This window comes from Dictyobacter arantiisoli, assembly GCF_008326305.1.
Classification (GTDB): domain Bacteria; phylum Chloroflexota; class Ktedonobacteria; order Ktedonobacterales; family Ktedonobacteraceae; genus Dictyobacter; species Dictyobacter arantiisoli.
On record NZ_BIXY01000001.1, the window covers coordinates 184,807 to 211,220 of the forward strand.

16 protein-coding genes are annotated in these 26,414 nt (G+C 50.1%); 7 read left to right on the plus strand and 9 right to left on the minus strand.

Annotated features, from left to right (window positions below):
* Positions 1-77: 77 nt before the first annotated feature.
* The 3 genes from alr to F1593_RS00705 all read right to left on the minus strand — a co-directional run bounded on the left by alr (position 78) and on the right by F1593_RS00705 (position 5,524).
* Positions 78-2,753: an alanine racemase gene (gene alr, locus F1593_RS00695; protein WP_149399283.1), complete on the minus strand. Its 2,676-nt coding sequence runs from the start codon at positions 2,751-2,753 to the stop codon at positions 78-80.
* A 62-nt stretch (positions 2,754-2,815) separates the two neighbouring features.
* Entirely contained in the window at positions 2,816-3,955 is a 1,140-nt protein-coding gene (dprA, locus tag F1593_RS00700; protein ID WP_172631761.1) for a DNA-processing protein DprA, read from the minus strand.
* 36 nt (positions 3,956-3,991) lie between these two features.
* A complete protein-coding gene (locus F1593_RS00705; RefSeq protein WP_172631762.1) occupies positions 3,992-5,524 on the minus strand; it encodes a peptidase MA family metallohydrolase in 1,533 nt (510 codons plus the stop codon).
* A gap of 264 nt (positions 5,525-5,788) precedes the next feature.
* On the opposite strand from F1593_RS00705, the gene F1593_RS00710 reads away from it, so the two are divergent.
* The 5 genes from F1593_RS00710 to dnaJ all read left to right on the plus strand — a co-directional run bounded on the left by F1593_RS00710 (position 5,789) and on the right by dnaJ (position 17,097).
* On the plus strand, positions 5,789-8,569 hold the full coding sequence (locus F1593_RS00710) for a transglycosylase domain-containing protein (RefSeq protein ID WP_149399289.1): 2,781 nt from the start codon (positions 5,789-5,791) through the stop codon (positions 8,567-8,569).
* 421 nt (positions 8,570-8,990) lie between these two features.
* Positions 8,991-11,999, plus strand: a complete 3,009-nt coding sequence (locus F1593_RS00715) for a transglycosylase domain-containing protein (RefSeq protein ID WP_149399291.1) — start codon at positions 8,991-8,993, stop codon at positions 11,997-11,999.
* A gap of 409 nt (positions 12,000-12,408) precedes the next feature.
* Entirely contained in the window at positions 12,409-13,515 is a 1,107-nt protein-coding gene (hrcA, locus tag F1593_RS00720) for a heat-inducible transcriptional repressor HrcA (protein WP_172631763.1), read from the plus strand.
* A gap of 47 nt (positions 13,516-13,562) precedes the next feature.
* Positions 13,563-15,479 carry a molecular chaperone DnaK gene (gene dnaK, locus F1593_RS00725; protein WP_149399295.1) on the plus strand — a complete coding sequence of 639 codons (1,917 nt, stop codon included), beginning with the start codon at positions 13,563-13,565 and terminating at the stop codon, positions 15,477-15,479.
* Positions 15,480-15,945: 466 nt separating this feature from the next.
* Complete coding sequence (gene dnaJ / locus F1593_RS00730; RefSeq protein WP_149399297.1) at positions 15,946-17,097, plus strand: molecular chaperone DnaJ; 1,152 nt, start codon at positions 15,946-15,948, stop codon at positions 17,095-17,097.
* Positions 17,098-17,192: 95 nt separating this feature from the next.
* Here the strand turns inward: dnaJ and F1593_RS00735 are convergent, their stop codons facing one another.
* Both F1593_RS00735 and F1593_RS00740 read right to left on the minus strand, forming a co-directional pair.
* Positions 17,193-18,614: a DEAD/DEAH box helicase gene (locus tag F1593_RS00735; protein ID WP_235932454.1), complete on the minus strand. Its 1,422-nt coding sequence runs from the start codon at positions 18,612-18,614 to the stop codon at positions 17,193-17,195.
* A gap of 21 nt (positions 18,615-18,635) precedes the next feature.
* Positions 18,636-19,016, minus strand: coding sequence for a DNA-processing protein DprA (locus F1593_RS00740; protein WP_149399299.1), 381 nt, complete (start codon positions 19,014-19,016; stop codon positions 18,636-18,638).
* A gap of 290 nt (positions 19,017-19,306) precedes the next feature.
* On the opposite strand from F1593_RS00740, the gene F1593_RS00745 reads away from it, so the two are divergent.
* On the plus strand, positions 19,307-20,158 hold the full coding sequence (locus tag F1593_RS00745) for a hypothetical protein (protein WP_216368737.1): 852 nt from the start codon (positions 19,307-19,309) through the stop codon (positions 20,156-20,158).
* A gap of 24 nt (positions 20,159-20,182) precedes the next feature.
* Here F1593_RS00745 and meaB read toward each other — a convergent pair whose 3' ends face one another.
* The 4 genes from meaB to rnc are packed head-to-tail and all read right to left on the minus strand — an operon-like array spanning position 20,183 to position 24,020.
* Positions 20,183-21,139: a methylmalonyl Co-A mutase-associated GTPase MeaB gene (meaB, locus tag F1593_RS00750; RefSeq protein WP_149399303.1), complete on the minus strand. Its 957-nt coding sequence runs from the start codon at positions 21,137-21,139 to the stop codon at positions 20,183-20,185.
* A gap of 32 nt (positions 21,140-21,171) precedes the next feature.
* Positions 21,172-21,609 carry a cobalamin B12-binding domain-containing protein gene (locus tag F1593_RS00755; protein WP_149399482.1) on the minus strand — a complete coding sequence of 146 codons (438 nt, stop codon included), beginning with the start codon at positions 21,607-21,609 and terminating at the stop codon, positions 21,172-21,174.
* A 1-nt stretch (position 21,610) separates the two neighbouring features.
* On the minus strand, positions 21,611-23,296 hold the full coding sequence (locus F1593_RS00760) for an N-6 DNA methylase family protein (RefSeq protein ID WP_149399305.1): 1,686 nt from the start codon (positions 23,294-23,296) through the stop codon (positions 21,611-21,613).
* Entirely contained in the window at positions 23,280-24,020 is a 741-nt protein-coding gene (gene rnc, locus F1593_RS00765) for a ribonuclease III (protein ID WP_149399307.1), read from the minus strand. Before rnc ends, F1593_RS00760 begins: the two co-directional genes overlap by 17 nt.
* Before the next feature lie 421 nt (positions 24,021-24,441).
* Here rnc and F1593_RS30195 point away from each other — a divergent pair, with 421 nt between their 5' ends.
* Entirely contained in the window at positions 24,442-26,394 is a 1,953-nt protein-coding gene (locus tag F1593_RS30195) for a copper resistance CopC/CopD family protein (RefSeq protein ID WP_149399310.1), read from the plus strand.
* The last annotated feature ends 20 nt before the right edge of the window (positions 26,395-26,414 follow it).

Here is a 26,414-nt window from a genome sequence, read left to right on the forward strand (position 1 = left end):
TTTTATGTCCCTCTTTTCTGTACGTATTATGCTTTGTTTACGTTGTAGAATGCTCTGTTGATAGAGGTAGGAGCAGGTTAATCGACACGAGGGACGCGCGCAAGAAGTTCTGAGACAACTTCATAATTCAGCGTGCCCAGACGTGTGGCGACCGTTTCGGCGCTCAGCTCTGCGTCACCCTGGCGACCGATCAGGATAACTTCGTCACCCATGCGTGTTTGAGGAATATTTGTCACATCTACTGTGCACTGGTCCATACAGACACGGCCCAGTAAGGGAGCCTCCTGTCCATGGATCAGCACGCTTCCCCAATTATATGGGCTGCGGCGGAAACCATCGGCATAGCCTACTGGCAGAATAGCGACCAGGGTTGGCCGGGTGGTGATATAGGTACTGCCATAGCTAATTCCTTCACCAGTTGGTATCCATTTGACCTGCGAGACCTGGGTTTTAAAGGAGAGCGCAGCACGGAATCCTTCGGGCAGGTGTACATCTGGCGAGGGTTCCAGGCCATAGATGGCGATGCCGGGCCGTACCATATCAAAACGTGCCTCAGGGATTGCCAGGGTAGCAGCGCTATTGGACGCATGCACAATTGGAGGACGTAATCCCTGTTCTTCCAGGGTCTGGATCACATGCTGAAAGCGGGCGAGTTGCAGGCGGGCATGGCTTTGATCGGCGGCATCGGCCTGCGCAAAGTGGGTGTAGATACCTTCAAGCTTGAGTCCAGGAAGGCGATGTGCCTCGCGTACCAGCTCCAGAATGGTATCCAGTTCTTCAAAGCGGATACCCAGGCGTCCCATACCTGTATCTACCTTGACGTGCACGGTCGCGATTTTGCCGAGATCTAGCGCCGTCTCAGAGAGTGCCAGGGCCTCTTCTCTGGAGTAGATGGTAATACTGACGCCAAGCCGGATTGCTTCGCGCATTTGCCAGCGGGGTACATATCCAAAGACAAGAATCGGGGCATCGATATGCGCATCGCGCAAGGGAATGGCTTCGCTGACCGTGGCTACGCCGAGCATCGTGGCCCCATTTTGCAATACAGTGCGCGCTACTTTTAAGGCCCCATGTCCATAGGCATCAGCTTTGAGTGCAACCAGAACCTGTGTCTGTGGTCCTACCAGGGATTTGATATGCCGTGTATTGCCGCCAATCGCGTTAAGATCTATCTCAACCCAGGTGGGTCGTTCCGCATGCCGGAAAATAGTTTTTTTCCAGCCCGGCGTCTGTCGCACCAATAGCTCAGAGGCTTCCCAGGAACGAGCCATCAGCATTTCTGTTATACGCTCCATGCGTGTCTCCTCTGAACCCTTGATCAGAATTATATCCTGAGACTGCATGGTATCTGTAGCATTCAGTGCGTCTGTAGTAGTCTGGAACAGAATACGGCGTGCTGCCTGTGAGGCATCTTCATGCGTCGATGTTCTGATGATATGGGATGTGCTTAAGCCCGCGTGCTGAGCCTCTTCAGCAATTAAGGCAGCCCACTCTCCACGCGTAATCAAATAATCGACGTAGCGTGCAACCTGTTGACCAATAGTGCGATGTGCCTCTTCCTCATAGCTGCCAAGGTGAAGCATATCCCCGAGGATTGCGATGCGACGTCCATGCTTTGGTGTTAACACGTCTAATGTTTGTAGTCCTGCCAGCATGGAAGTGGGAGTGGCATTATGGGTATCATCCAGTAAGGTTGTATGGCCTATACCTGGTAATGGCTTCAACCGACCGGAGAGCGGTTGCAGATCAGCCAGTGCAGTGATAAGCGCATCAGATGAGATCCCTGCGTGACGACCAACCTGATAAGCCGCCAGTAATGTTGCCATAGCATGTTGTCCGAGCAGATGTGAACGTAGCGTCAGTGTTGTTGCCTCTGGCTTATCTCCTGGCTCATCTACAGTGAGCGTTCCGACTATACCATCCAGTCCGCAGTAATTGATGTGTGGTTGGGTGGGAATCGTTTCCTGTTCTGTTCCGCTCGGGAAAGGATGATAAGTTATCTCTGTGTGGTTGGTTGCTGCGTATTGTGCTAACAGGCTGTGAATAATCGGATCATCTTGTTGATAAAAGAAGTGTCCACCGTCGGGCAGGCTGGTGAGCAGCGCGCCCAGCTCACCGGCGAGATGCTCAATTGAGCTGAAGTATTGCATCTGAACGGGGCTGATATTGGTGAGTATCCCGATGGTAGGGCGTACCATACGGCAGAGCGCCGCAATCTCGCCTGGATGATCGCAGCCGAGTTCCAGAACGACATATTCATGCTGTTCTTCAAGGCGACCCAGTGAGAGCGGAATGCCCAGCATATCATTATAATTTTGCCAGCTACGGAAAGTCTGGAAGCGTTGCGCGAGTACGCTTGCAATGGCCTCTTTGGTACTGGTCTTGCCCACGCTGCCTGTTACCGCGATGACCGTGGGCTTCCAGCGAGCTAAAATGGCGCTCGCATACTGTTGTAAAGCCAGTCGGGTATCTTCGACCACAATCACGGTGACTTCGGCCTGTGCCAGGGAGGTATGTATCGCTTCGGGCAGATGCGAGAGTGCCTGGGCCTCAACGAGTAATCCGCTTGCTCCTTTTCGTATCGCATCCAGTAGGAAGTCATGACCATTGCCACGCTCGCCGCGTACGGCAACAAACAGTTCATTGGGGGTAAGTTGACGCGTATCATGGTTAAAGGCATCGAACTGATTGTGCTTGCTTTGTTGCTGCACTGCTCCCCGGGTCGCTGCTAATAAGTGATCGAGATAAATCATACTTACTCATCCCCTGACTGGCGATTTACATAAGAATGCTATAAAACGCATTAATATATTATTCACGTAGTACGTATATATTGCATACTGCCTACTTGTTTTACCATACCGTCTAGCTCCATGATTGTCAACGTCGAGGTTACGATAGGGGCATCCAGTTTTGAGAGGCGAATCAGCTCATCGATATATTGTGGCTCACGTGTCAACAGCGCTAGCAGTATTTTTTCCTCTTCAGTTGTAGGATTACGGGCGGGTGTGCCCTCATCTAGGGGAACCGTATGAATATTCAGGTTCTCGAGGATATCATTGACGTGTAATACCGGATGGGCTCCGTCACGGATCAGTTTATTGGTCCCTTCACTATTGGTGCTGAAGATATTGTTGGGTACGGCATAGACTTCACGTCCCTGCGCGAGTGCAGAGTTAGCGGTAATGATCGAGCCACTTTTGAGGGGGGCTTCTGTGACAAGTATGCCCAGAGATAAGCCTGAGATAATATGATTGCGGGCCGGAAAGTTGCCTGGTTCAGGGCGGATGCCCAGGGGAAATGCAGAGAGCAGGATGCCTCGCTCTGAGTCCAGGATATCTCTGGCGAGCTGATAATTTGTGCGAGGATAGATGGTATCCAGGCCACAGGCCAGGACTGCAATTGTGCGCCCGCCTTGATTTAGCGCGGTTCGATGGGCAACGGTATCCACGCCACTTGCCAGCCCACTGACGATAGTAATTTTGCCCTTCACCAGTTCTTTGGTGAAATGCTCGGTAACCTGATGACCATAGGAACTCATTTTGCGTGTACCGACGATACCAATGGTATAGTGGAGATCATCTTCCGTAAATTTTCCGCATGTATAGAGCACAGGGGGAGCATAGTCGATCTTGCGTAAGAGCGGTGGATACGTGGCATCTTTCCAGGTGATCACGCGAATGGTCAGGCGATGCAACCGTTCAAGCTCATATGGTGGATTGATGTTTGCGCGTTGCTTGATAAAGTTTTTGATCGTACCCTGGTCAAGTCCTGCTGCCTGTAAATCTTTACTGGATGCCTGCCAGGCATGGGCAACATCTTCCTGAAAGAAATCTAAGAGCATTTGAAAGCGTACAGGACCGATGCCCATGACACGGCTAAAGGCAATCCAATAGGATAGCTCTGTTAACGAGAGTACGTTGGCTGGATAATAGCGGGCTGTTTTATCGTGCACTTCTACCTTCCTCTCCTGCTGGCCCATCGTAATACGTTACTCTTCCGAGGTATGCGATGTTCCTCCCCTGACTGGATTGGCTGAATGTTGCCAGGGATAATCCACTGGTATAGGAGTGCCACCCTGTGGATGCGCTCTCTCCTGTAATCCTGGTGTGGTGTATGTTTCTGGTACCATATAAAACTCTGGTTGTATAGGATAAGGTGTTGTTTCTGGTACTGATGAAGGGAATGGCGTATTTGGTGTGCCATTGCTGGATGCTTTGCGGCTTTTACGTCCTACATAGATCAGCAGTAGTATGCAACCAATAATCGGAAGGACGATCAATGAGATGCCACCCACCAACAAATATGACTCTGTGCCGTCGCTAGATGTCGCCTGGGATGTGGCTGGCATTGATATAGGGGTTGGCGTTGGGGTTAGCGGCACCATTTCGCGGGCGGATAACGTAGCGGATTGATTGAGGCTTAAGCGCCACTTGTTTTCTATCTGCGCTGTATTCCATCCCAGAACCTGCTGTAAATTCATATCGAAAGTGAAATCTATGCTATGGATCGCCTGCACCAGAGACTCCATTTTTTTCAGTCCGAAGGTTGAATACATGTAGCTGACAAGATGCCAGCTTTCAGAGTAGGCGTCATATGCTTTATCATCATCTTTGGGGAAAGATGTTTCAAGATCAGGGATACGCAGTAATGAATGCTGCGTGATCATCTGACTAAACTGATTAGTCATCTGTGGTTCATGGTACACCTGATCATACACGGCCAGTCCCTCATCAAACCAGGTTGGGATGTCCCCTCTGGCTTTCTGATGTAAGACCAGGTGTGTCAGCTCATGTGGCAGATCCCGACTCAGCGTCTTATCATTTGTTCCGCTGGCTGTAATAGATGCCTGATTGAGACCGGGGAAGGCGATGCCACCCACCCATTCAGATACTTGCGGCGGTAATGCACTATGAAAATCGTCAGTGTTCTGATACACCCAGAGGTTGATTGGCTGATGCAGCCCTGTTCCCAGATTGCTACTGATATGCTTCAGGCTATTCGTTACCTGTTTTAGCACAACCTGACCAAAATCAGTGGGACGATTATACCAGTTGACTTGATAGAGTCCTTGCGTAAGATGTTGCCATTGAAAGCGATTATCTACAATTTGTAAATTCTGGCTGCTACTGGTATGTTTTCTGTCTGCTTGATCAGTAATGACCCAGTAATACGTAATCATGGTGCTGGCGGGAGTGAAGTGGCTATTTGTGAAATCATCATGCCATCGGAACGTAACATCATTGGCTTCTCCAGGCGTAACGACATGTGTTTCTTCACTAGAATCATTATGGTTAAAGAGTAAATGCAATGTCGCATATTCGAGAGGACTTTGCGTATCATGGGCATGAATTTGAAAATCGATGGCTTTAGGAAATTGCAATGTGCTGCTCTGTGCAGAGTCAGATATTGGATCATCAACAATATGGGCAGATACCTTAGATGATAATACAGATGAGAAAAAGCATAGTGTTAATAGAATAGAGAGTGTTGCCAGTACATGAGAGACATGCCGTTGGCGCATAGATAAAACTCCTTCGGGCAATTTGAGAATATCAATCTTTATTATATATGATCGGCGCTGATTTTGCGCGCAATACTCATCCATATAGTACGCATGGTACATCCTTTTGTGGAAAAGTGCCTCTCATACGAATGACCCAAATAGGTGATAGTGTTAAATCTTCCCTGGATTGCTCGTTTTGATAGTGCAAGGCTCTGTTTCTGTTTAAGCCTCTGCGATACATTGTTGTATTTGGGATGTAATGTGGAAGGGAGGATACTGATTGTGAGTAGTCATGGGGATCAGCAGTCCGAGAGTGATCAACTGCGCATTGATGATAGTTCAGTTCCAGTGGCGGGAGGTCTTTTACGCAACTATAAAAGTCAGCAGGAGTCGCCGATTCTTCTTTCTCCGCCGTTGTCAGGTCTACCCGTCTCCAGACCAGGCTCGATATCCCCGTTATCTCTTCCCTCGCTTCAACGCGATCCTTTATCTGAGCCGGAAGCCTGCGCGGGAAATGGTTTGCTCTTCCAGCGGTCTCAAGGATTGCTGGCTTATACAGTGGATATAGTGCGGCGCTGGTCGGGTAAAATTGTGGCTGTGACGGGCCATACGGTCCAACCTCCGGCACCGTATATGCAGCTTCACCATCCGTCGACCGAGGTGAAACAAGCGTCTTTAGTTCAACGGAAGAAACCCTGGCGCAGATCGCGTAGCTTGCGTGTATCTATGCAAATGAAGCAACGCCGTGTGCGCTGGCAGCAAAATCCTTGCCCATACTATACCTACATCTTGCTGGCTTTGTTAGGGATGATCATTCTATCTTCTTTCGCCGGTACAGCGTATAGCTATGGCTATTATATGGAGCAGCTCCCACGCATGAATGAGCTGGCGAACGAGCATATCGCGCAGAATACGCGTATCTATGATCGCAATAATGTGCTGCTCTATGAAGTGTATGATCAGAACTCCAGGCTGGGTGGTCGTCGGATAATGGTGCGCTATGAGGATATTCCCAGGGACCTGCAAGATGCTTTGATTGCCATTGAAGATAAAACATTTTGGATGAATGCTGGCGTTGAGCCGATGGCAATTCTACGAGCCGCCGCCAGGCAATATGGTGGTGGTAGTACATTGACGCAGCAGGTGATTAAAAATCTTTCCAACAATCATGAGTATGCGTTGAGCCGCAAACTGACCGAAGCTGCCATGGCAATTGGTCTGACCCAGCAATACTCGAAAACGAAAATCCTTGAGATGTATTTTAATATCGCTCCTTTTGGTGCGCAGACCTACGGTGTCGAAGTTGCGGTCGAGGATTATTTTGGTCTGGCCCCCATCTGTCATACCAATCAGCGCTGTATTCCCGGCGTAGCCAGGCTTGACTATAATCAGCAAACGGGACGTCACGATCCTCTTTTAGAACTGGCTCGCGCTTCCTTTCTGGCGGGTATGCCTAACCAGCCCGGCTACAACGATCCCACGACTGGTGAAGCCGCGAAGCAACGGGCTCTGGCACGGCAGGAGCTGGTTTTGCAGGAGATGATAGATCAACATATTGCGGTGGCCGGGTTGGGATTAATCACGCCTGCTCTAGCGCAAAAAGCCCACAGTTTGATGGCTCATACTACCTTTCGGTCCTACATGCGCTACAAGTATGCTCCACACTTTGTGGATTGGGTCATCAATCAAGTCTCCAACGCCTTAGGAAATGGAGACCTTGCCACGGGTTATGGCGCTTTCTTTAGAGCGGGACTGAATATTCGCACTTCGATTGATGCTCATCTGGAGGATTATGTTGAGCGGGCTGTGGCGCGCCATATCAATCAGCCAGAGTATCAAAAAGTCAGTGGCTATTACTCCACGCTCAGCACTGATAAGAATCTTCATACTGCAGCGGTCGTGGTGATGGATGCTAAAACAGGCGAAATCCTGGCTATGGATGGGAGCGCTGACTATAACTCCACCGATCCTCGCGTAGGTGGACAATATAATGCAGCTATTAATGCGCGCCCACCCGGTTCCAGTTTTAAACCGCTTGAATATGCCACCTCCTTCGAGAAAGGATGGTATCCCGGTATTGTGTTACAGGACGATCGGACCTATTTTCCCAATCACGCACCAGCAGGCACGCCCATGCCTGTAAACGACGATGCGATCACCAAACCCCATACCTTGATCTATGCTCCCTATGATTATGGACACACCTATACCCATCGGCTGGTCACGCTGCGTACAGGCACGGCGAATTCTTATAATATCCCAGCCATTCGTACCATGCAATTTGTGGGAGCGAATGATGTTTTAAATACGGCGCATCGTCTGGGCATCACCTCGCAAGCCAATACTGGCCTGGCCTGGGCGTTGGGCTCAAAAGACGTATCGCCCCTGCAAATGGTGAATGCCTATCAGACCTTTGCCAATCAGGGTCAACGCATCCCCCCGCAGAGCGTGCTGGACATCTGGGATAACTATGGGCACAATCTCTATCATTATAATGAAGCCAGTCCGCCTGCCGGGCCTGTCTTTTCACCCCAGGTCTCCTACATGATGACCTCAGTGCTCGCGGATGAGCCATCGCGTGCGCCCGAATTCGGCAGCGACCACGACTTATCTTTCGCCGATATGGACGCCAACTGCGCCTACTCACGCAACGCCTGTACACGCCAGGTCGCAGCCAAAACCGGCACCACCGACGATTTTCGTGACAACTGGACGATTGGCTATACACCCGATGTCGTCGTCGGTGTCTGGGTTGGTAACGCCAATAACGACAAAATGAACGATGTGATTGGTATTACTGGAGCCGGTCCAATCTGGCACAGCGTCATGGAGCGTGTTCTGGGACGTTGTAACGACAATCCTCCACTTACCAATCCTTTTGTGACTCCTGATCAAATTGCTTGTGGACCCGACTATCACTTCCGCTTCTCAGAGCACCCACAATGGACCTTTACTATACCAGATGGCCTGACCCAGGTCAGCACCTCACCCTTCACCGGTCTACCAGCCAGTTCTGGGCTCGCCGATTGGGTTCTGGTCAATCAGGCCGCATCACAAAATTAAAAGAAATGAAGGCGAGATAATCCACCCGTGAAGGGCAATACCGCTTCACGGGTGGCTGCTATGAGGGATCGGGTGTTCGCATATTCATCGTAACCAATCACCCAAATAGGGGATTGTGTTAACGTGTTTCAATAGGTTCGTTGAGATATGTATATTCGGGACAATCTTATGATGCAGGATGTGTGAGGCCGAATGTTTGGAGAAGCAGGTGGCAAGGGGGCAATATATGATGGCTGGCGTCTCCCAAAATCAATCAAAACATTCCGTTCTATCTATGAATAGACGGATGCCAATATGAGGTACTTTTCCTGACATGCCAGGTGATGAGGAAGGGAGCGACCATTATTTATTGTTAGATGTGGGATGGTACAGGCATGCGGGCAGAGAGAAACCTCCCATGAAACTAACATGAGGATCATGTATGAGTGATAATAATCAACAATCAGACAATAATTCCCCACCAAAAACCGGGGGCTTGTTACGGAATTATAAATCGCAGCAAGAGCAGTCACCAGCGCCAGGGGGACCACAACAAGCCTCTCCTGCGGCTGGATCACAGCCACAGCGCAAAGGCTTATTAGGAGGAGGCTATCATCAGTCTTCTCAGGCCGGGCTGCAGGGAAGTGTGCCACAGAAAGGATCACAGGCTCCTCAGCCGCAAGGGTATCCCAATGCTCAAGCCCCTGGAGGACCGCGTCAGTCAGCGCCAGCGGGTACTGGACAATCCTGGGCCTCTCCCCCGCCATCCCAGCCTTATGCTGCGGCTTCGATGGCTCCGGCTGGTAATCAGCGGCGTAGTGGCCTGTTATCTGGTACGGTTGATAGGATGCGCCAATGGTCGGGGAAGATGAATGCGCTGAGTGGTCACGCACCTCAGCCTCCTGCTCCTTATATGGATGTTTATCGTCCTTATAGCGCGCAGCCTGGTTTTGTTGAGGCCACCCCCCAGCCCACGCAGCCCTGGAAACGTTCGAAGGTACTACGCCTGTATCAGCGCAAGCGTCAACGGCGCATGAGCATGCGCGGTGGACCTAACCGCGTGATTGTGATTACCCTCGCCACGTTGGCAGTCTTATTAGTGCTGGCCTCCTTTGGCGGTAGCGCTTACGGCTATAGCTATTATCAGCAGCAGCAACCTAAGATGCAAGCCTCAGCCAGCCAGACAATTGCGCAAAACACGCGTATCTATGATCGCAATGGGGTCCTGCTCTTTGATGCTTATGATAATTCGACCTCTGCTTATAGTGGTCGCCGTGTCACCGTCACTTTTGATGAGATTCCCAAGGTCATGCAAGATGCTATGGTCGCGATTGAGGATAAAAACTTCTGGACCGATCCTGGTATTGATCCGCTGGCGATTGTGCGTGCGGCAGGCAGCAGTGGTGGTGGTAGTACCCTGACGCAACAGGTGATCAAAAATTTAACGCATAACTCCGATCCCACGTATACCCGTAAATTAACGGAAGCTGCGATGGCGATTGGGATGACCCAGCAATATCCCAAGCAAAAAATCTTAGAGATCTACTTCAATGTTGCCCCCTTTGGATCTTCCACCTGGGGTGTTGAGATTGCAGCCGAAGATTATTTCGGATTGAAACTGGACTGTGGTAAGACTAATACGAAGTGTATTCCGGGCATTTCGCAGCTTGAATATAATGCGCGGACCAAAAAGAATGATTCTATTCTAGGTTTGGCCCGTGCCTCTTTCCTGGCCGCACAGCCTAATGGACCAACCTATACTGATCCTACCCTGAGTGAAAAGAATCGGCAGCGTGGCCTGGAACGCCAGAAACTGGTCTTACAAGCCATGATTCAACAGGGCATGTCGGTCGATGGCAAACCGATTACGGCTGATATGGCCCATCAGGCCGAGACCTGGACCGCCAAACAGACCTTTAAGCCCTACCTGCGCAATGAACGCGCTCCGCATTTTGTGGAATGGATCATTACCCAAATGGAGCAAGCGCTGGGTGGTGGCAGCCAGGGCGCGTATAATTTCCTGACCGGTGGCTATAATATCCGCACCACGATTGACGTCAACCTGGACGAATATGTTCAACGTGCTATTACACGCCATCTGGATCAACAAGAATGGCAACAGTTCCCAGCACCGGCGCATTACGCTACATTGAGCACTGACAATAATGTAAATGATGCGGCAGCAGTAGTGATGGATTCCAAGAATGGTGAAGTGCTTGCCATGGTTGGCAGTGCAAATTTTAATGACAGTAGTATCAAAGTGGGTGGCTCTTATAATGTAGCCGCACCACCAAATGGGGATACAGGACGATCTCCTGGTTCAACCTTTAAGCCGATTGAATATTCTACAGCCTTTCAGATGGGCTGGTATCCTGGTATGGTGGTGCCTGACCAGGAAACAGCTTTCCCCAATGGTGCTCCCGCAGGAACACCTGTCAGCCTGACTGACGATCCTGCCAAGGATGGAGCCTCTGTTGCTAATAATGTGTATATTCCGCCTGATTATGGTAATACTTATCATAAGAGTCAGATTGGAGGAACACTGCGACTGGCTACAGCTAACTCTCTCAACGTAGGCGCGATGCGTGCAATGCAGTATGTTGGCACAAATAATGTTCTGAATACCGCGAAACGTCTGGGTATCACGACTTTACAGAATAATGGTATGGCCTGGGGTCTGGGTGCGCAAAATGTGCCCTTGATTCAAATGGTCAATGCCTATCAAACCCTGGCAAATGCTGGTAGCTATGTACATTATCAAGGTGTGCTGGACATTTATGATAATCAGGGCCATAACTTCTACCATTACGATGAAAACCATGTGCAGGGTTCACAGGTCTTCTCGCCACAAACCTCATATATGATGACCTCTGTGCTATCTGATGAGCCATCCCGCGCCTTTGAATTTGAAAGTGACCATGACCTGTCATTTTATGATCGAGATCAAAACTGTGCTTATGTCGCAGCATGTTCACTTCAGGTTGCCGCTAAAACAGGTACCACAGATAGTTTTAAAGACAACCTGACAATTGGTTATACTCCTGATGTGGTGGTTGGAGTTTGGGTTGGTAACGCGAACAATGAAGCGATGAACAACATCGTTGGTATTACTGGTGCTGCACCGATCTGGCATAGCGTCATGGAGAGAACACTGGGATGGTGTAGTACTACTCTCGCTGATAATTCTGTGCGTCCAGATCAAATCCCCTGTGGACCCAATTACAACTTTCGCTTCTCGGCTAATCCCACGCGAATATTCTCCATTCCGGGTGGTGTAAGCAAACAAACAACATCATTGATCAATGGACTGCAAGGTAGCGGTGTGACCGATTATATGTTGGATGGAAAAGCACCACAGCAATCTGGTTACAATGCAAGTGCAACCTATCATTCATGGTACACAACTCCGACGATACCGACCAGGCCGGGAGGAGGGAAAAAGACGGGTTAAGACTGAAGCAGCAAGTTTCTGTTTCTTCACCTCTGCCTTTCATTTTTCGTCAGAGTACAGATAAAAGAAAAGCAATGCGTCAGTGTTTTTACACAGCTGCATTGCTTTTCTTTGTCTGCAAACACGTATTGTCGAACGTGTCCATTGGATGCATTTTGAGGGCTGGCTCGCATTACTCGTCTCATTTTTATCACACCTGCGCGACTCCTCATTTTTACAGCTATCAAGACTTGACAATCGACCGGGGAGAGTGCTATTCTGTACTTGCAGTCTCGACAAGAGAGTGCTAGCAATCGTAGTTGACAGATGTTGTATCATCCGAGCATATCGATAAACAGACGGCCATACCATCAGTTCTCTGTTCAATATGCCGGGGAGGTACAGCAAGACAATCGAGGGAAGCACGTACATGACACCTTTAAGCCCACGCAAACAGCAGATCTTGCGTGCGCTGGTTGAAGAATACATTCACAACGCGACTCCGGTTGCGTCTGAGACGTTAGTACGCAAATTCACGCTCCCTTTTAGTTCTGCCACTGTACGTCATGAATTAGCAGGACTCGAAGAAGCGGATTTGATCAACCAGCCACATACCTCTGCTGGTCGTGTACCTACCGACCTTGGCTATCGCTACTTTGTCGAACATCTCATGCAAGAGTCAGCACTCTCGCTCGATGAGCAGCGTCTGATTCGGCATATGTTCTATCAAGTACAGGATCAGCTGGATCAATGGGTGCGCTTGACCGCTTCAGTGATGGCGCGTCTATTACATAGTGCGGCGGTCATGACCCCGCCTCGCTCCAGTGAGGGGCGCTTCAAGCATTTTGAAGTGCTCGCAGTGACCGATCTTTCGGTGCATCTGGTACTGGTTTTGATGGATGGGTCGATTCAGCAGCAACGCTTACTCTTAGAGAAACCAACCCATCAAGAAGAACTGAGTACAATTGCCGCTCGCTTAAATCCATTATTCCTCGGCAAAACTGCCGCTGAGATTAATGCTTTTCTGGTGACGTATGAGCCCGCCCCGGTGGAACGGATTATTTCAAATGGAATTGTTCGTATCCTGGAGCAGAATGGCGACATGCAAGGTGATGTCTTCTTTGGCGAAAATATTGTCAATATTCTTGATCCTACTGCTGGTGGATCATCCGCGCAACGTCTGACGCCTGAAGAAGAGCGTGCAGAGCGCGTTCGTAAGATGATTGAAGCGCTTGAGCATAAGCGCCTCCAGAAGGTAATGGATGACCTGGAGCAGAAGCGCATTTTGCCCGCTCTGGCATCTCACTTGCCGTCCTCAGACGGGGTACAGGTAATCATCGGTGGCGAGAACCGCTGGGATGAAATGAAAGATGTCAGTATGGTCCTGGCGCGCTATGGGCAGCCTGGTAAGGTTGGTGGTATGTTAGGTATAATTGGTCCTACCCGTATGCAATATGGTCGTGCCATCGCTGTTGTCCGCTATATGGCTCAGGTGATGGACGAATTACTGGCTGATGTTTATGGATTTGAGTCATAACTCAGGTAGCAAGTAGTACATAGATATAGATTTTTTAGGAGGCAACTGTGCCAAAAGTTATTGGAATCGATTTAGGAACGACGAACTCGTGTGTAGCGGTGATGGAGGGCGGCGAGCCTGTTGTTATTCCCAACGCCGAAGGCGCACGTACAACACCATCTATTGTAGCTATTAATAAAAGTGGCGAGCGCCTGGTTGGCGAAGTGGCGAAGCGCCAGGCTATTACTAATCCTGAAAATACTGTTTCTTCAATTAAACGTTTTATGGGCCGCAAATTTGAAGATCCTGAAGTTGATCGCGACAAACGCTTGATGCCATATCGCGTGGTGCGTGCCAGCAATGGTGATGCCTGGGTTGAGGTACAGGGCAAGCAGTATAGCCCACCTGAAGTCTCCGCTATGATCTTGCAGAAATTGAAAAATGACGCGGAAGCATATCTGGGTGAGCGTGTGTCACAGGCTGTGATCACTGTTCCTGCCTACTTTAACGATGCACAGCGTCAGGCGACTCGCGATGCCGGTAAGATTGCTGGTCTGGAAGTGCTACGTATTATCAACGAGCCTACAGCCGCTTCTCTGGCCTATGGTCTGGATAAGAAGAAAGACGAGCGTATCTCGGTCTATGACCTGGGTGGTGGTACATTCGACGTTTCTATCCTGGAGTTGGGTGATGGCGTATTCGAAGTAAAGAGCACCAATGGTGATACCCACCTGGGTGGTGATGACTTCGACCAGCGCATTATTACCTGGTTGGCCGATGAGTTCCGCAAGGAGCAGGGCATCGATCTGCGTCAGGATCGTATGGCTCTCCAGCGTTTGAAAGAGGCCGCTGAGAAAGCGAAAAAAGAGCTGTCTAGCTCAATGCAGACAGAGATCAATCTGCCCTTCATCACCGCTGATGCCAGTGGTCCAAAGCACCTGGCAATCACACTCTCGCGCTCGAAATTGGAGCAGTTGGTTGAGGATCTGGTCGAGAAATCGCGCATTCCTGTCACCAAAGCTCTTGCGGATGCAGGTGTACGCCCTGGCGACATTGATGAGGTTGTCCTGGTTGGTGGACAGACTCGTATGCCAGCTGTGCAGACCCTGGTACGCCGTCTCTTTGATCGCGAGCCCAACCGTGGTGTAAACCCGGATGAGGTTGTGGCGATCGGTGCGGCCATTCAGGCAGGTGTGTTGACTGGCGACGTCAAAGACGTCCTGCTGCTCGACGTGACCCCTCTCTCCCTGGGTATTGAGACCCTGGGTGGTGTTTTCACCCGCTTGATCGAGCGCAATACCACGATCCCAACTCAGAAGAGTCAGGTCTTCTCAACCGCCAGCGATAGCCAGCCCAGCGTGGAGATCAATATCCTGCAGGGTGAGCGCGAGTTCGCGAAAGATAACCGCTCGTTGGGTAGCTTTATTCTGGATGGTATTCCACCTGCCCCACGCGGTGTGCCACAGATTGAGGTTATCTTCGATATCGATGCCAATGGTATCGTAAACGTATCGGCCAAAGATAAGGGCACTGGCCGTGAGCAGAAGATCACAATCATGGCTTCCAGTGGTCTCTCCAAGGATCAGATTGACAAGATGGTCCACGATGCTGAATCTCACTCCGCTGAAGATAAGCAGCGTAAAGAAGAGGTTGAGGAGCGCAACCTGGCCGATAGCGCAGCCTATCGTTCGGAGAAGAGCCTCTCTGAAATCGGTGATAAGATCTCGGCTGAGCAGAAAAGCGAGCTCGAAGGCAAAATCGCCGATGTACGTACTGCTCTCTCAACTGACGATGTTGCCCGCATCAAGTCCTCCCGTGAGGAGCTTGAGCAGGCCTTCTTCAAGATCAGCCAGTCAATGTACGGTCAGGCCGGACAGCCTGGTGCTGATGGCACAGGATTCACTGATGGCGAGCAGCCCGGCGCTGATGAGGGTCAGGCTCGTCCTAGCGATGACACCATCGAAGGCGAATACAAAGAAATGTAGTTGACTGAAGAGGGGCCTATGCTAGCTGCATTGTGGTTACACCGCTTTTAGAATAGCTCCTCTGTTTGAGGGGGTAGCATTGTTGTTACCCTCTCATTCCTGTATTTGGCACAGCAGCACTGGGGTGTTCCCACTTTCTCCCCGCCGCGGGTGGTAAAAAGAGAATTGGAAAGCTACTTGGGCTATACCAGTTGATTATGTTTTGTGCAATGATGTATGCTTAGTAAATGGCTAATTGTGTGCAAAAACAGCGCCACATGTGTCTACTATAGCAGGTTTTTACTATAAGATTGAATGGAACGATGATTGGTATGCATAGTCACGCTGCTCTAGTATCGACCAGTGATCCGTACCTTGATAAGCGCACAAAACATATGAACACCTATACGAATTAGAGTAGAGACGTTTTTTCATCCAGTAGCGCGGATCCGTTCGCGCCCTGTTTCTGAGGGTAAAGGACCAGCAAATGGCCGCAAATAAAAGAGATTATTATGAGGTGCTGGGGGTATCGCGTAACGCGACTGACGACGAGATTAAAAAAGCTTTTCGTCGGCTGGCAAAGCAATATCACCCGGATGCAAATAAAGAGCAGGGAGCGGAAGCCCGCTTTATCGAGATCAATGAAGCCTATGAAGTAATAAGCGATCAGCAGAAGCGCTCCGCTTATGACCGCTATGGTCATGCAGGTGTGAATGGCGCGGGTGCGGGTGCTGGTGCCTCAAACTTCGATTTTGGTGCTGGCGGGTTCAGCAACCTCAATGACATTTTTGAAACATTCTTCTCAGGTTCAAATGGCTCGCAACGCCGTTCTGGACCCCAGCGTGGTGCCGACCTTCGTTATGAATTGACGATTACGTTTGAAGAAGCCGTCTTTGGCTGCCAGAAGGAAATAGAGCTTCCGCGCTGGGAAACTTGTTCCACCTGTCGTGGTAACGGTGCGCAGCCCGGGACATCTACCCAGCGTTGTCCGTCCTGCCAGGGTTCTGGTGAAATCCGCCGGGTACAGCAATCCATCTTTGGTCAGTTCGTCAATGTAACGATGTGTGAGCGCTGCCGTGGCGAAGGCCGCATTATTACCACTCCCTGTGAGAAGTGCCGTGGTCAGGGTCGCGTGCGTAACAACCGCCGCGTTGTCGTGAATATCCCTGCTGGCGTGGATGACGGTATTAATGTCCGTGTGACTGGCGAGGGTGAGGTCAGTGCACGTGGTGGCACTCCTGGTAACCTCTATGTCGTATTAACCGTGAAATCGCATGAGTTCTTCAAACGGCAAGGGAACGATATCATTTATGAGCTGCCCATCAGCTTTACGCAGGCTGCGTTAGGTGATGAGGTCGAAGTCCCAACCGTTGATGGCAAGACGACGACCCTGAAGATCCCTGCTGGTACGCAGAGTGGTCGTTCATTCCGCCTCAAAGGTATGGGTGTCCCGGTCGTGCATAGCAGTGCGCGTGGCGATCAGCATGTGTCGGTCAACGTGGTCACACCAACCAATCTGACCACTGAGCAACGCCACCTGCTGGAAGAATTCGCACGTATTGAAGCCGAACAAAACGAACATAACGATAAAAATATCTTCCGCGATCTCTTCGAGAAAACGAAAGATGTCTTCCAATAGGCTGGAAGGGAGCGATCCCCACAGTTTTGTGCTAAAAAGCAACCGCCTCTCCGAATTTATTGTCGGGGAGGCGGTTGCTTTTGTATTAGGTTGTATTAGCGCCTGCGCTGGGAGATTGCTTCCTCGGTGGTGCCAGTACTGACCAGCTCATAGAGCATGGCCTTACTGGTTTTGGGACGTAAGATGCGTCCCAGTCTTTGAATATACTCTCGTTTGGTACTGTTGCCGCTGACAATAATTGCGACACGGCAATCGGGCACATCGACGCCTTCATTGAGGACGCGGCCCGTGACTAACTTGCTATAGCCACCACTGCGGAAACGTTCCAGGATCGTGCGCCGCTCTTCGGCAGGTGTTTTATAGGTAATGCTGGGAATACAGAAGCGGCGGCTGATTTCATCCACCACATAATTATATTCAGAGAAGAGGATCACCTGATCATCGTGATGGAGATTGAGTAAGCGCTCAATCTCACTGTATTTTGCCGGTGCATTCATCGCGATATTACGTGCTTCACGCCAGGCCAGCATTGCCGTACGCGCCTCGGGATCTCGGGCGCTCATATAGATGACTTTCTGCTGAAAATCCTCGGGACTACGAATAATGATATGGCGTTTCTGTAAAAAAGCTCGATAGATGCGGCGCTGTTCCGCGTACTGTTCCTGCGCTTCGGGACCAAGATCGATATTGATACACTGTTCCTCATACTGTGCTAGAAAGCGTCCTTCAGTCAACTCGGCGGGCGAGCGCCGATACACCTCCGGTCCAATTAACTCCTCTAATTCGATATGCGCCATATCGCTGCGTTCAGGTGTTGCGCTGAGTCCCAACCGTAAGGGGGTAAACGCGCTTTCCGCAATCAAGCGATAGGTAGGTGCGGGCAAGTGATGGCACTCATCAAAGATCAGCAAGCCAAACTGCCGGAGCTCACGAGGATAAAGTGCGGCCGAGTCATAGGTAATAATTGTAATCGGCTTCAAATCTTTTTCGCCGCCACCAAACATCCCGATCTCTTCAGTGGGAAGAGAGAGTGCCGCAGCCAGAGCCACGCGCCACTGCTGGAGCAGATCAATCGTTGGCACCACCGCCAGCGCCCAGAGACCTGCGTTATGGATTGCTAGAGCCGCTACAAACGTCTTACCCGCGCCTGTGGGCAGAACAACCACTCCACGCTTTTGCGCGCCCAGCCAGCCTGCCAGAGCCTCCTGTTGATAAGGACGGGCATCCATCGCCAATGTCGTCTGAAAAGGAAGATATGGCTGTTCATCGAAGGCCACCCTGAAAGAGATGTGTTGCCGTTCTAAAGCCAGTTTTACGGCACTAAAATGAATTGGCAAGGTGCGCAAGAAATGCGACCGTGTATCCAACTCCATCTTATCTTTAATCTCAGCAGCCAGATAACGGCCAAAGAGCGTATTAAGCAGCTCCGCACGCGAAGCCGTTTGTAAATCAGTAGGAGGAAAGATCGCGAGATCGCGGCCCCGCTGATCAATGATAGTCGTCGTAGTTGTCGTCAAACAAAATCTCCCATCAGCACTTTATTCATTGGTAATGGCGAGCAATGAAAGTTGATCAGGTTTTACACTGGCTTGTTGCTGTTTTTCTTGTACAATCTGACTTTTATGGATGATAGGAGCTAAGAGGTCCTCTAGATTGCTCGTGGGCCAGGATAAAGGAGTACAGCCATTATTCAATAGCAGTTGGTTGCTCGACAATGTTTGCTCAGTGGTTGGCTGACGCACATATACCTCACGACCTTGTTTTAAGGCTCCGTTGGCACCATCCCATGTTCCACCTTTGGTATCTGACTCAGCTACTATGACGATCTGCGCCAGTCCTGTCACCACATTATTGCATTCCATGGCCCTGCTGACAAGCCATGGAGCATTGGGATGGAAGTAATTTTTCTGCTTTATCATTTTCCCAGTTAAGCGCAGACATTAACTTCCTCCAATAGCTTTACATAATCTTAAATAGTATAAAAAATTTTTATATATAAATCAGTATAGTGCTTATGAATTTGGCTTGTCAATCAGCAAATGATCTAAAAGCGGGGTATTTGTGCTTGAGTTTATGACAATATTTTCATGATGCTGAAAGTGCCCAAAATTGCTGCAAAATCTTTTCCTGTTTGACAGACGTGAGTGGTATATATACTATAGAAGATGCTGTTTTGTAGTGTTTGCTAAGTGCTAGGAGGTTGGTTGCTGTGGAAGATACAAACAATTTGCCGTCTTACAAAATCAAGAAGATTGCGATTTTGGAAAATGTAGATGATGGCCCCGAGATGTGGTTGCCTCCCTGGGTGTTAAGTGGTACTGGTTGTAAAGGTGTTCGCGTACCTGATGAGTTGCGTACTCTTCCAGAGGTGATGGACTTTGTGAAGGCGCATGCTCAGGCTCTGATTTGTGTACATCGCCTGGGCACCTATGAAGAACCGCTTTTCTATGGCGCTGAACTGGTTGCAAAGCTCTATGACGATGGTTTCCCTGCCGTTTTGATCACACGCTTTTTAGATATTGATCAGCATTCTACTATTCGTCGCTGGCGTGACAAAGTGCCGGTGGCATTTGATGTATCCGTCTTTCGTGATTCTTATCCTTTAAAGGAAGCTCTAGATCTATGTGTGCGTGAACTACAAGGACAATTTTCTGAGGAACGCATACCTAAACGTGTTGTGATGCAGGTTGAAGGGATTGAAGATAAAAAATATATGGATGTGACGGTAGAAGAATTCAGCCAATATATAGGCGTTCGTTTACCGCTGGTATTGCTTCCTGAGGCGCTGCGTAAGAAGGTCAAGGCCGGTTCGTGGTTGTCTGCTATGGTTAATATAAAAGCCGGGGATACGTATGATCTCTATTTCCGCGATTTTGAACTTAGCTTTAATCCAGAGCTGGGGGATTGCTTACTGCATTTTGATAATGTTCTGGATGAAGATGGCAATGAGAATCCTTTTCCACTCTGGCGCGCCAAGCCCGAGTCTGATATCGATGCCACTCAACTAGAGCGTGTCAACATTGACTCTTATATCAAAGATAGCAATAACCTTAAAAATTAATATATGCAGCAAGTGTAGTTGTACTTAATCTTTGTTTAGCAGGCCCAGACGTGTGCGCAGGTCGTTGGCGACGCTGTAGGGATCGCGTTCACGTCGGGCAACCTCTTCGAGGATGTTCTGCCATTCGTCGGCTGCCAGTTCGCGCTGGAGCGCTGTGACGACGGCCTGGATAACAAGGTTCTGGATTTCGCTCCGGGTCTGGCGTTGCATGCGTTCATCCAGCGCACCACTCTCTTTGAGGATGGCGAAGTGTTTGTGGATGGCTGTGATGAGTTCTGGAATGCCCTGTTCTTTGAGTGAGGAGGTTTTGAGTACTGGTATGCGCCAGGCGGCCTGACGCCGGTTGGAGTCAAGATTCAGGAGCATGGTGAGTTCGGCGGCGGTCTGGTCGGCTCCTGGCTTGTCGGCTTTGCTGACAACAAAGATGTCGGCAATTTCGAGGATGCCAGCTTTGATGGCCTGTATATCATCTCCCATGCCGGGCGCGACTGTGACTACAACCGTCTGGGCGGTGCGCATAATCTCGACCTCGGCCTGGCCCGTGCCAACCGTCTCGATGAGAATAGGATTATAGCCTGCGGCATCCATGGCTCGAACGACATCGCGGGTAGAGGTTGCCAGTCCACCGAGATGTCCACGGCTTGCCATGCTGCGAATAAATACATTGGGATCGCTCGAAAATTCCATCATGCGGATACGATCACCAAGGATGGCTCCTCCGCTGAATGGACTGGTAGGATCGACAGCTACGATGCCAACCTTATAGTCCTGCTGGCGTAGTTCGCGTACCATGCGTGTCACAAGGGTACTTTTGCCCGCTCCCGGTGAGCCGGTGATACCAATGATATGAGCATCACCGGCATGGAGGTGAAGTTCTGCCAGATAATCATGGGCCTGTGGCATCTCATTTTCGATCAAGGTAACCATACGGGCGAGGGCGCGGCGATCTCCCTGGAGGAGGCGTTCAACGAGATTATTCAAGATACTTCACCTGTATTCTCTTACTGATCTGGCTACTGCTGGGTGGTGTTAAATTCAGCATTCAGGCGCTCGGCCTGTATATTCTCACGCACAAAGCTGATGATCTCCCTGGTTGAGGTTCCTGGACCAAAACAGCCTTTGATACCCATGCTTTTGATGGCAGGAATATCCTCATCGGGCAGAATGCCACCAGCCGCTATCAAAACATCCTTGATCTCATTTTGTTTCAGGAGATTGATAATCTTTGGAAAGAGAGCCATATGTGCACCGGAGAGGATACTGAGCAGGATTGCATCCACATCCTCTTGAATCGCGGCCTCGACGATCATCTCTGGTGTCTGCCGGATACCGGTGTAGATGACCTCCATGCCAGCGTCTCGCAGGGCACGGGCGATTACCTTGGCGCCGCGATCATGTCCATCAAGTCCCGGTTTCGCTACCAACACACGGATGGGGCGGGTAATCTGCATTTCAACCATACAAACTGACTCCTTCATCAATGTCCGGGTAGGCACCATGCATTCCCGGCCGTTCCTGTAAGGCTCCCTCGTAAAGTGAGGATATCGCTCGTTCTTGCTCTTCGTACAGTTCGTATCTCTGTACGTCCAATTCTACAACGGCCGTGGATGGACTGCAAGCCTGCATCATTTGTCTGGCCCGTTGAATAATCTGCCTCTTTTCAATGGTTGGTGCATGAATTGGTATTGGCAATTGGGCCAGAACATGCTGCTCGATTTGCGGTTGGACCCATTTGTAAGCAGTATATAGCACATAAATATATTCCTGAAGGAGACGTGAGTTGAGCAGTGCCAGCAGGAAATAAAGCTCATCCTCCAGGCTGAATTTGTGCTTCTCGGTCTGTTGCTGGTTGAGATTGGATTGATTGAGATGGAGCACATAGAGTGTTTGCAATACCACGTATCCTTGCAGATCCAGGGTTGCCTTTAGTTGCCCGGCACTTTTCACCAGCAGGAGCTTGGGTGTGAGGTAGCGTTCCAGTGGTTTGATGATATGCTGCCGCTCGATCCAATATTTCGCTACGGGTATACCATAGGGACGTATATCAATACCACCCCTGAGCAGAGGATACCAGGTTTGCTCTGTCGACTCCGGAGGTTGTGTCCTCAGGAAGGAACTGTCCTTGCCCAGCTCTTCACCGCGACGGATAAAGACACATTCGCCCAGATAAACCAGTTTACCGGAGATATGGGAACAATATTGTCTATGCAAGCGCTCAAGTAAAGTGCCTTCAATGGTGCTTAATAAATAGCGCAGTTCGGTACCTGGTTGATTACGCAGCAGATGCTGGGAAACGGTGCGCGATACCATCGCAGGCATATTCTTTGCTACTTCCGCTTGTATCGTTTGACGTTCTGACCAGCGGGCCCGTTCCCAGAAGATATGGTGTTGTTGGTGTGGAGGTGTTTTTTGTGCCACAATCACAACAGCTCCGACATAGGCAGCAAACACATCGGCAAGATGCCAGATATGATGGATCGTGGTCTCTTCAAGCAGCCGTTGTCGTTCACGCATAGCATTGGCGCGGGCAAGCACTGGATCGGGCAAGACTAATCCAATCCAACCGTGCGGGCGTACAATTTGTAGGCCCAGGCTCAAAAATAACAGATAACTATCAAGCTGACCGCGTTGATGGGTGGTACGATAGCCGCTGAGATCATTATTTTTGGCAGCCAGATAAGGAGGATTCGCCAGAAAAAGATCGACATTGGCATGATTTTCCCAGCGAAAGGCCAGACCATCCGCCTGATGAATATGCAGGCGTTGTAGTGCTTTGCTTTTTGGATAGCGCTCGGTGAAGGCTGTACGCATTTGTAACTCGGCGAGCGTGCAGGCAATGGGATCGGGATCAAAGCCCCAGAGGTTGCGTTCCAGATTGCGGGCCTGTCGCGTGGCAGAAAGATTGTTGTGTTGGCCCCAGGTGAGCAAGCGTTGAGTGGCTCCGGTTAAAAAGTTGCCGCTACCACATGCAGGATCGAGGACACGTATCTGCGAGAGATCCCTATCGGGCGTATATCCGCAGGCATCGAGAATCTGCTCAACCAGACGGGGTGGGGTCGAGAAATGACCGCGCATTTTCCGTTCGTGCGGTGGTAAGTTGGCTTCATACCAACGCAAAAGATCATGCTGTTGTGTCATTGGCTGACAAACGTTTATCTTTCTTTTGCAGCAACTGTAGAGCTTCGCGTGCGGCTAAACGACCAGCCTCTTTGATACTGGATGCCTTCCCGGTTCCAAGTAACTGATCATGGTCGAAGACCCCTACCAGGAATACACGATCATTATGGCGCCCACTCTGTTCTAACACGCGGTACCGAGGTAAATTGCCAGTACGCTGTAGAATGACTTTTTGTAGTCGCCCCTTGGGATTTGAATCGAGTGTATGAGTACTTACCAATTCAATCATAGGAAAGACCGTTCGCATCACAAAGTTGCGTGCGATCTCAGTTCCCTGATCAATATGAATGGCCCCAACGATGGCTTCCAGGACATCTGCGCAGAGCGAATCGCGTGAACGTTCATTAAAGGTGCGTAGATTTGCGATATCTACGTGGATAAAAGGGAAAAGACCCAGCTGTTGTCCTACCTGAGCAAGGATACGGCGGCTGACCACCTCTGATTTTAAGGCTGTCATCTCGCCTTCTGCCGCATCGGGATGGGTGCGATAGATATATTCGACAACGTGGGCGCTGATAATTGCATCCCCCAGGAACTCAAGCGTATCGTATGAGTCATGGACGGCTGTATCCGGACAGCATGAATGATGAGTAATCGCCCGTCGTAACAACGTGCGATCACTAAAGGTCACCTGGAGCAAGGTTTCCAGGGCTGTCAGGTTGTCTGGTATGTTTGTCTCATTCATACTCCTTTATTATAGCATAGGACGCTTTTGAATGTCGCTGTTCAATGCAGCGTTCAGAAGCTCTGAAGCCTGGAGCGAATATACATGAAATATAATGCATAAAGCTGAATAGCCTTGCTCAGGGTAGGAAAATAAAAAGAGAGATCGCTCCTGGCGGTATTGCGTTATAATAATGATGGAGTGCATCTTCCTGATGCAGGGAGGCTGCTTGACAAACGTATGTATTTTCCAGATTATGATTGGCATCGCAAAACCATCAATATACAAACTTTCATACGACCGAGCCTTTGGAGTGAGTCTATACTAATATTGCAGAGAAGAAAGACCGGTTTCGTAGCCAGTTGAAATAGTGATAGCGAGCGCCAGTCACTTCACATAATACTTTCTGATATTCATTGCCATATAAGATAGGGTATGCTCGATGCGATATTTTTGCCGCTTACTGATCTCCCGACGTACGCTCTGCCTGGCTCTTCCTCTGGCGTTCTTTTTTATACTCTGTAGTGCTTTACCAGTTGAAGCTCATGCCATCTTGCTGAAATCAGATCCTGCCAGCGATTCAGTGCTGACCGCAGCTCCGACGCAGGTGAGCATGTGGTTTAGCGAAGATCTGAATCCCGCTTTCAGCACTGCGGATGTGGTGAATGTTGCCAATAAGCGTATTGATAACAAAGATGCGCATGTGGTACCTGCTAATACCCGTGAGATGATTGTCTCACTGCCCGGTAACCTTTCTCCTGGTGTCTATGTTGTGGTCTGGCGTACGCAATCCGCCGACGATGGACATGTCCTTAAGAGTTCTTTCCGCTTTAGCGTCGCGCAAGCGGATGGCATTGTGCCGACCTATAATGGCAGCACTGTGCTTGGACAAGGCTTGCTGGGCGATACGGCTGCTGGTGGAGCTTCCACTGGACAACTAGATGGTTCCACACTCTTTAGCCTGATCATGATCACGCTGGTCAATTTAGGAGTGATCTTCTGGGTTGGCGCTCAACTCTGGCATGCTTTTGTGCTGCAGTTGCATGAAGATGGTGATCCGGAACAGCATCGGGCTGATCAGCGGGCGGCGGATCGTTTTGGGCGTTGGTTTGCGTTACCTGTTCTGGTAGTGTTGCTGCTGGTGAATGTTGGTGTACTGATTGGTCAGGGCCTGTCGGTGGAGAATGGACAACTGGGACAGGCGCTGGCATTCTCTACCCTGCGGAGTCTGGCAACAGGCAGCCGTTTTGGCGAATACTGGTCAATGCGCATGATCGTACTGGGGATAGCGCTGGTACTGGCCTTATACACCCTGCTGGTGCGTCAACGCTCCCGTATCATTGAAAGCGTCTTGTCCTGGGCCAATTTGATCCTGGCCCTGGCCTTATTGATTGCGATTACGCTTTCGGGGCATGCCGCAGCCGTGAGTGGCAATGCTCAGGTGTTTGCGATCCTCAGTGACTGGTTGCATCTCCTGGCGGCCTCGCTCTGGATTGGTGGCATGTTCTATCTGGCCTTGATCTACTTGCCAATCCTGCGTGCCAGTGTACCACCGGAGCGACCGCGTATATTACTGACCGCGCTGGGACATTTCTCGCCGCTGGCGATTGCTGGCGTCATCATTATGGCTATCTCCGGTCCCTTGAATGCTACCATGCATATGGAAGCGGTTTCACAGTTATGGACCACAGCCTACGGGCGAGCGCTCTCTGTGAAAGTGCTGCTGGTACTGGCATTGTTAGCGACCAGTGCGTATCATGTTTTTATCTTGCGACCGCGCCTGAAGCGTATCTCGCAGCAATACACAACCCTGCTTCATCCCGATGAAGACGTGGCGGATGAAGATGGGGTAGTTGCTACCCCCCGTCTGGTGCCGATGCCAGATGCCAAGCTTTTAGAGGGCAAAGTCACCCGACAAACGCATCATCTGGAACAGGTTCTGCGCTGGGAGCCAGTGCTGGGAGCTGCGCTCCTGGTATGTACTGGTTTGATGAATGTCTTTGCCGGTACTCTATTACCTGCGGCGGCTAATCAGGCTCCAGCAGCCCAGACGGTAGCGGTCAGGCCCTTTCATGCCACCGTACAAACGAAAGACAAACAGTTTACGATCATGTTAACTGTCTCTCCCAATCGCTTTGGTACCAATGTATTTACCGCCAGTGTATTGGATAGTAAAGGAAAGCCGGATATCCAGGTGGGTGTGACCGTATATGCCACCATGTTAGATATGGATATGGGCACAAATCCTCCTATTAATCTCTTGCCTGACGGTAAGGGACATTTCAGCCAATCCGGGGATCTGAATATGGCCGGGCATTGGGGATTGCGTATCGAGGTACGTACGTTACAGGATACTCTTCATCAGGGTTCGGTAGATATGAACACACCCTTCTGATGAAAAGTGAGGATAATAGG

What these genes read in the sequence shown, in the direction of transcription:
- F1593_RS00705 (WP_172631762.1), bottom strand. Translation starts at nt 5,524, where the DNA reads ATGCGCCAACGGCATGTCTCTCATGTACTGGCAACACTCTCTATTCTA.
- F1593_RS00755 (WP_149399482.1), bottom strand. Translation starts at nt 21,609, where the DNA reads ATGCAGATTACCCGCCCCATCCGTGTGTTGGTAGCGAAACCGGGACTT.
- F1593_RS30195 (WP_149399310.1), top strand. Translation starts at nt 24,442, where the DNA reads ATGCGATATTTTTGCCGCTTACTGATCTCCCGACGTACGCTCTGCCTG.
- F1593_RS00715 (WP_149399291.1), top strand. Translation starts at nt 8,991, where the DNA reads ATGAGTGATAATAATCAACAATCAGACAATAATTCCCCACCAAAAACC.
- F1593_RS00760 (WP_149399305.1), bottom strand. Translation starts at nt 23,296, where the DNA reads ATGACACAACAGCATGATCTTTTGCGTTGGTATGAAGCCAACTTACCA.
- F1593_RS00740 (WP_149399299.1), bottom strand. Translation starts at nt 19,016, where the DNA reads ATGATAAAGCAGAAAAATTACTTCCATCCCAATGCTCCATGGCTTGTC.
- rnc (WP_149399307.1), bottom strand. Translation starts at nt 24,020, where the DNA reads ATGAATGAGACAAACATACCAGACAACCTGACAGCCCTGGAAACCTTG.
- alr (WP_149399283.1), bottom strand. Translation starts at nt 2,753, where the DNA reads ATGATTTATCTCGATCACTTATTAGCAGCGACCCGGGGAGCAGTGCAG.
- hrcA (WP_172631763.1), top strand. Translation starts at nt 12,409, where the DNA reads ATGACACCTTTAAGCCCACGCAAACAGCAGATCTTGCGTGCGCTGGTT.
- dnaJ (WP_149399297.1), top strand. Translation starts at nt 15,946, where the DNA reads ATGGCCGCAAATAAAAGAGATTATTATGAGGTGCTGGGGGTATCGCGT.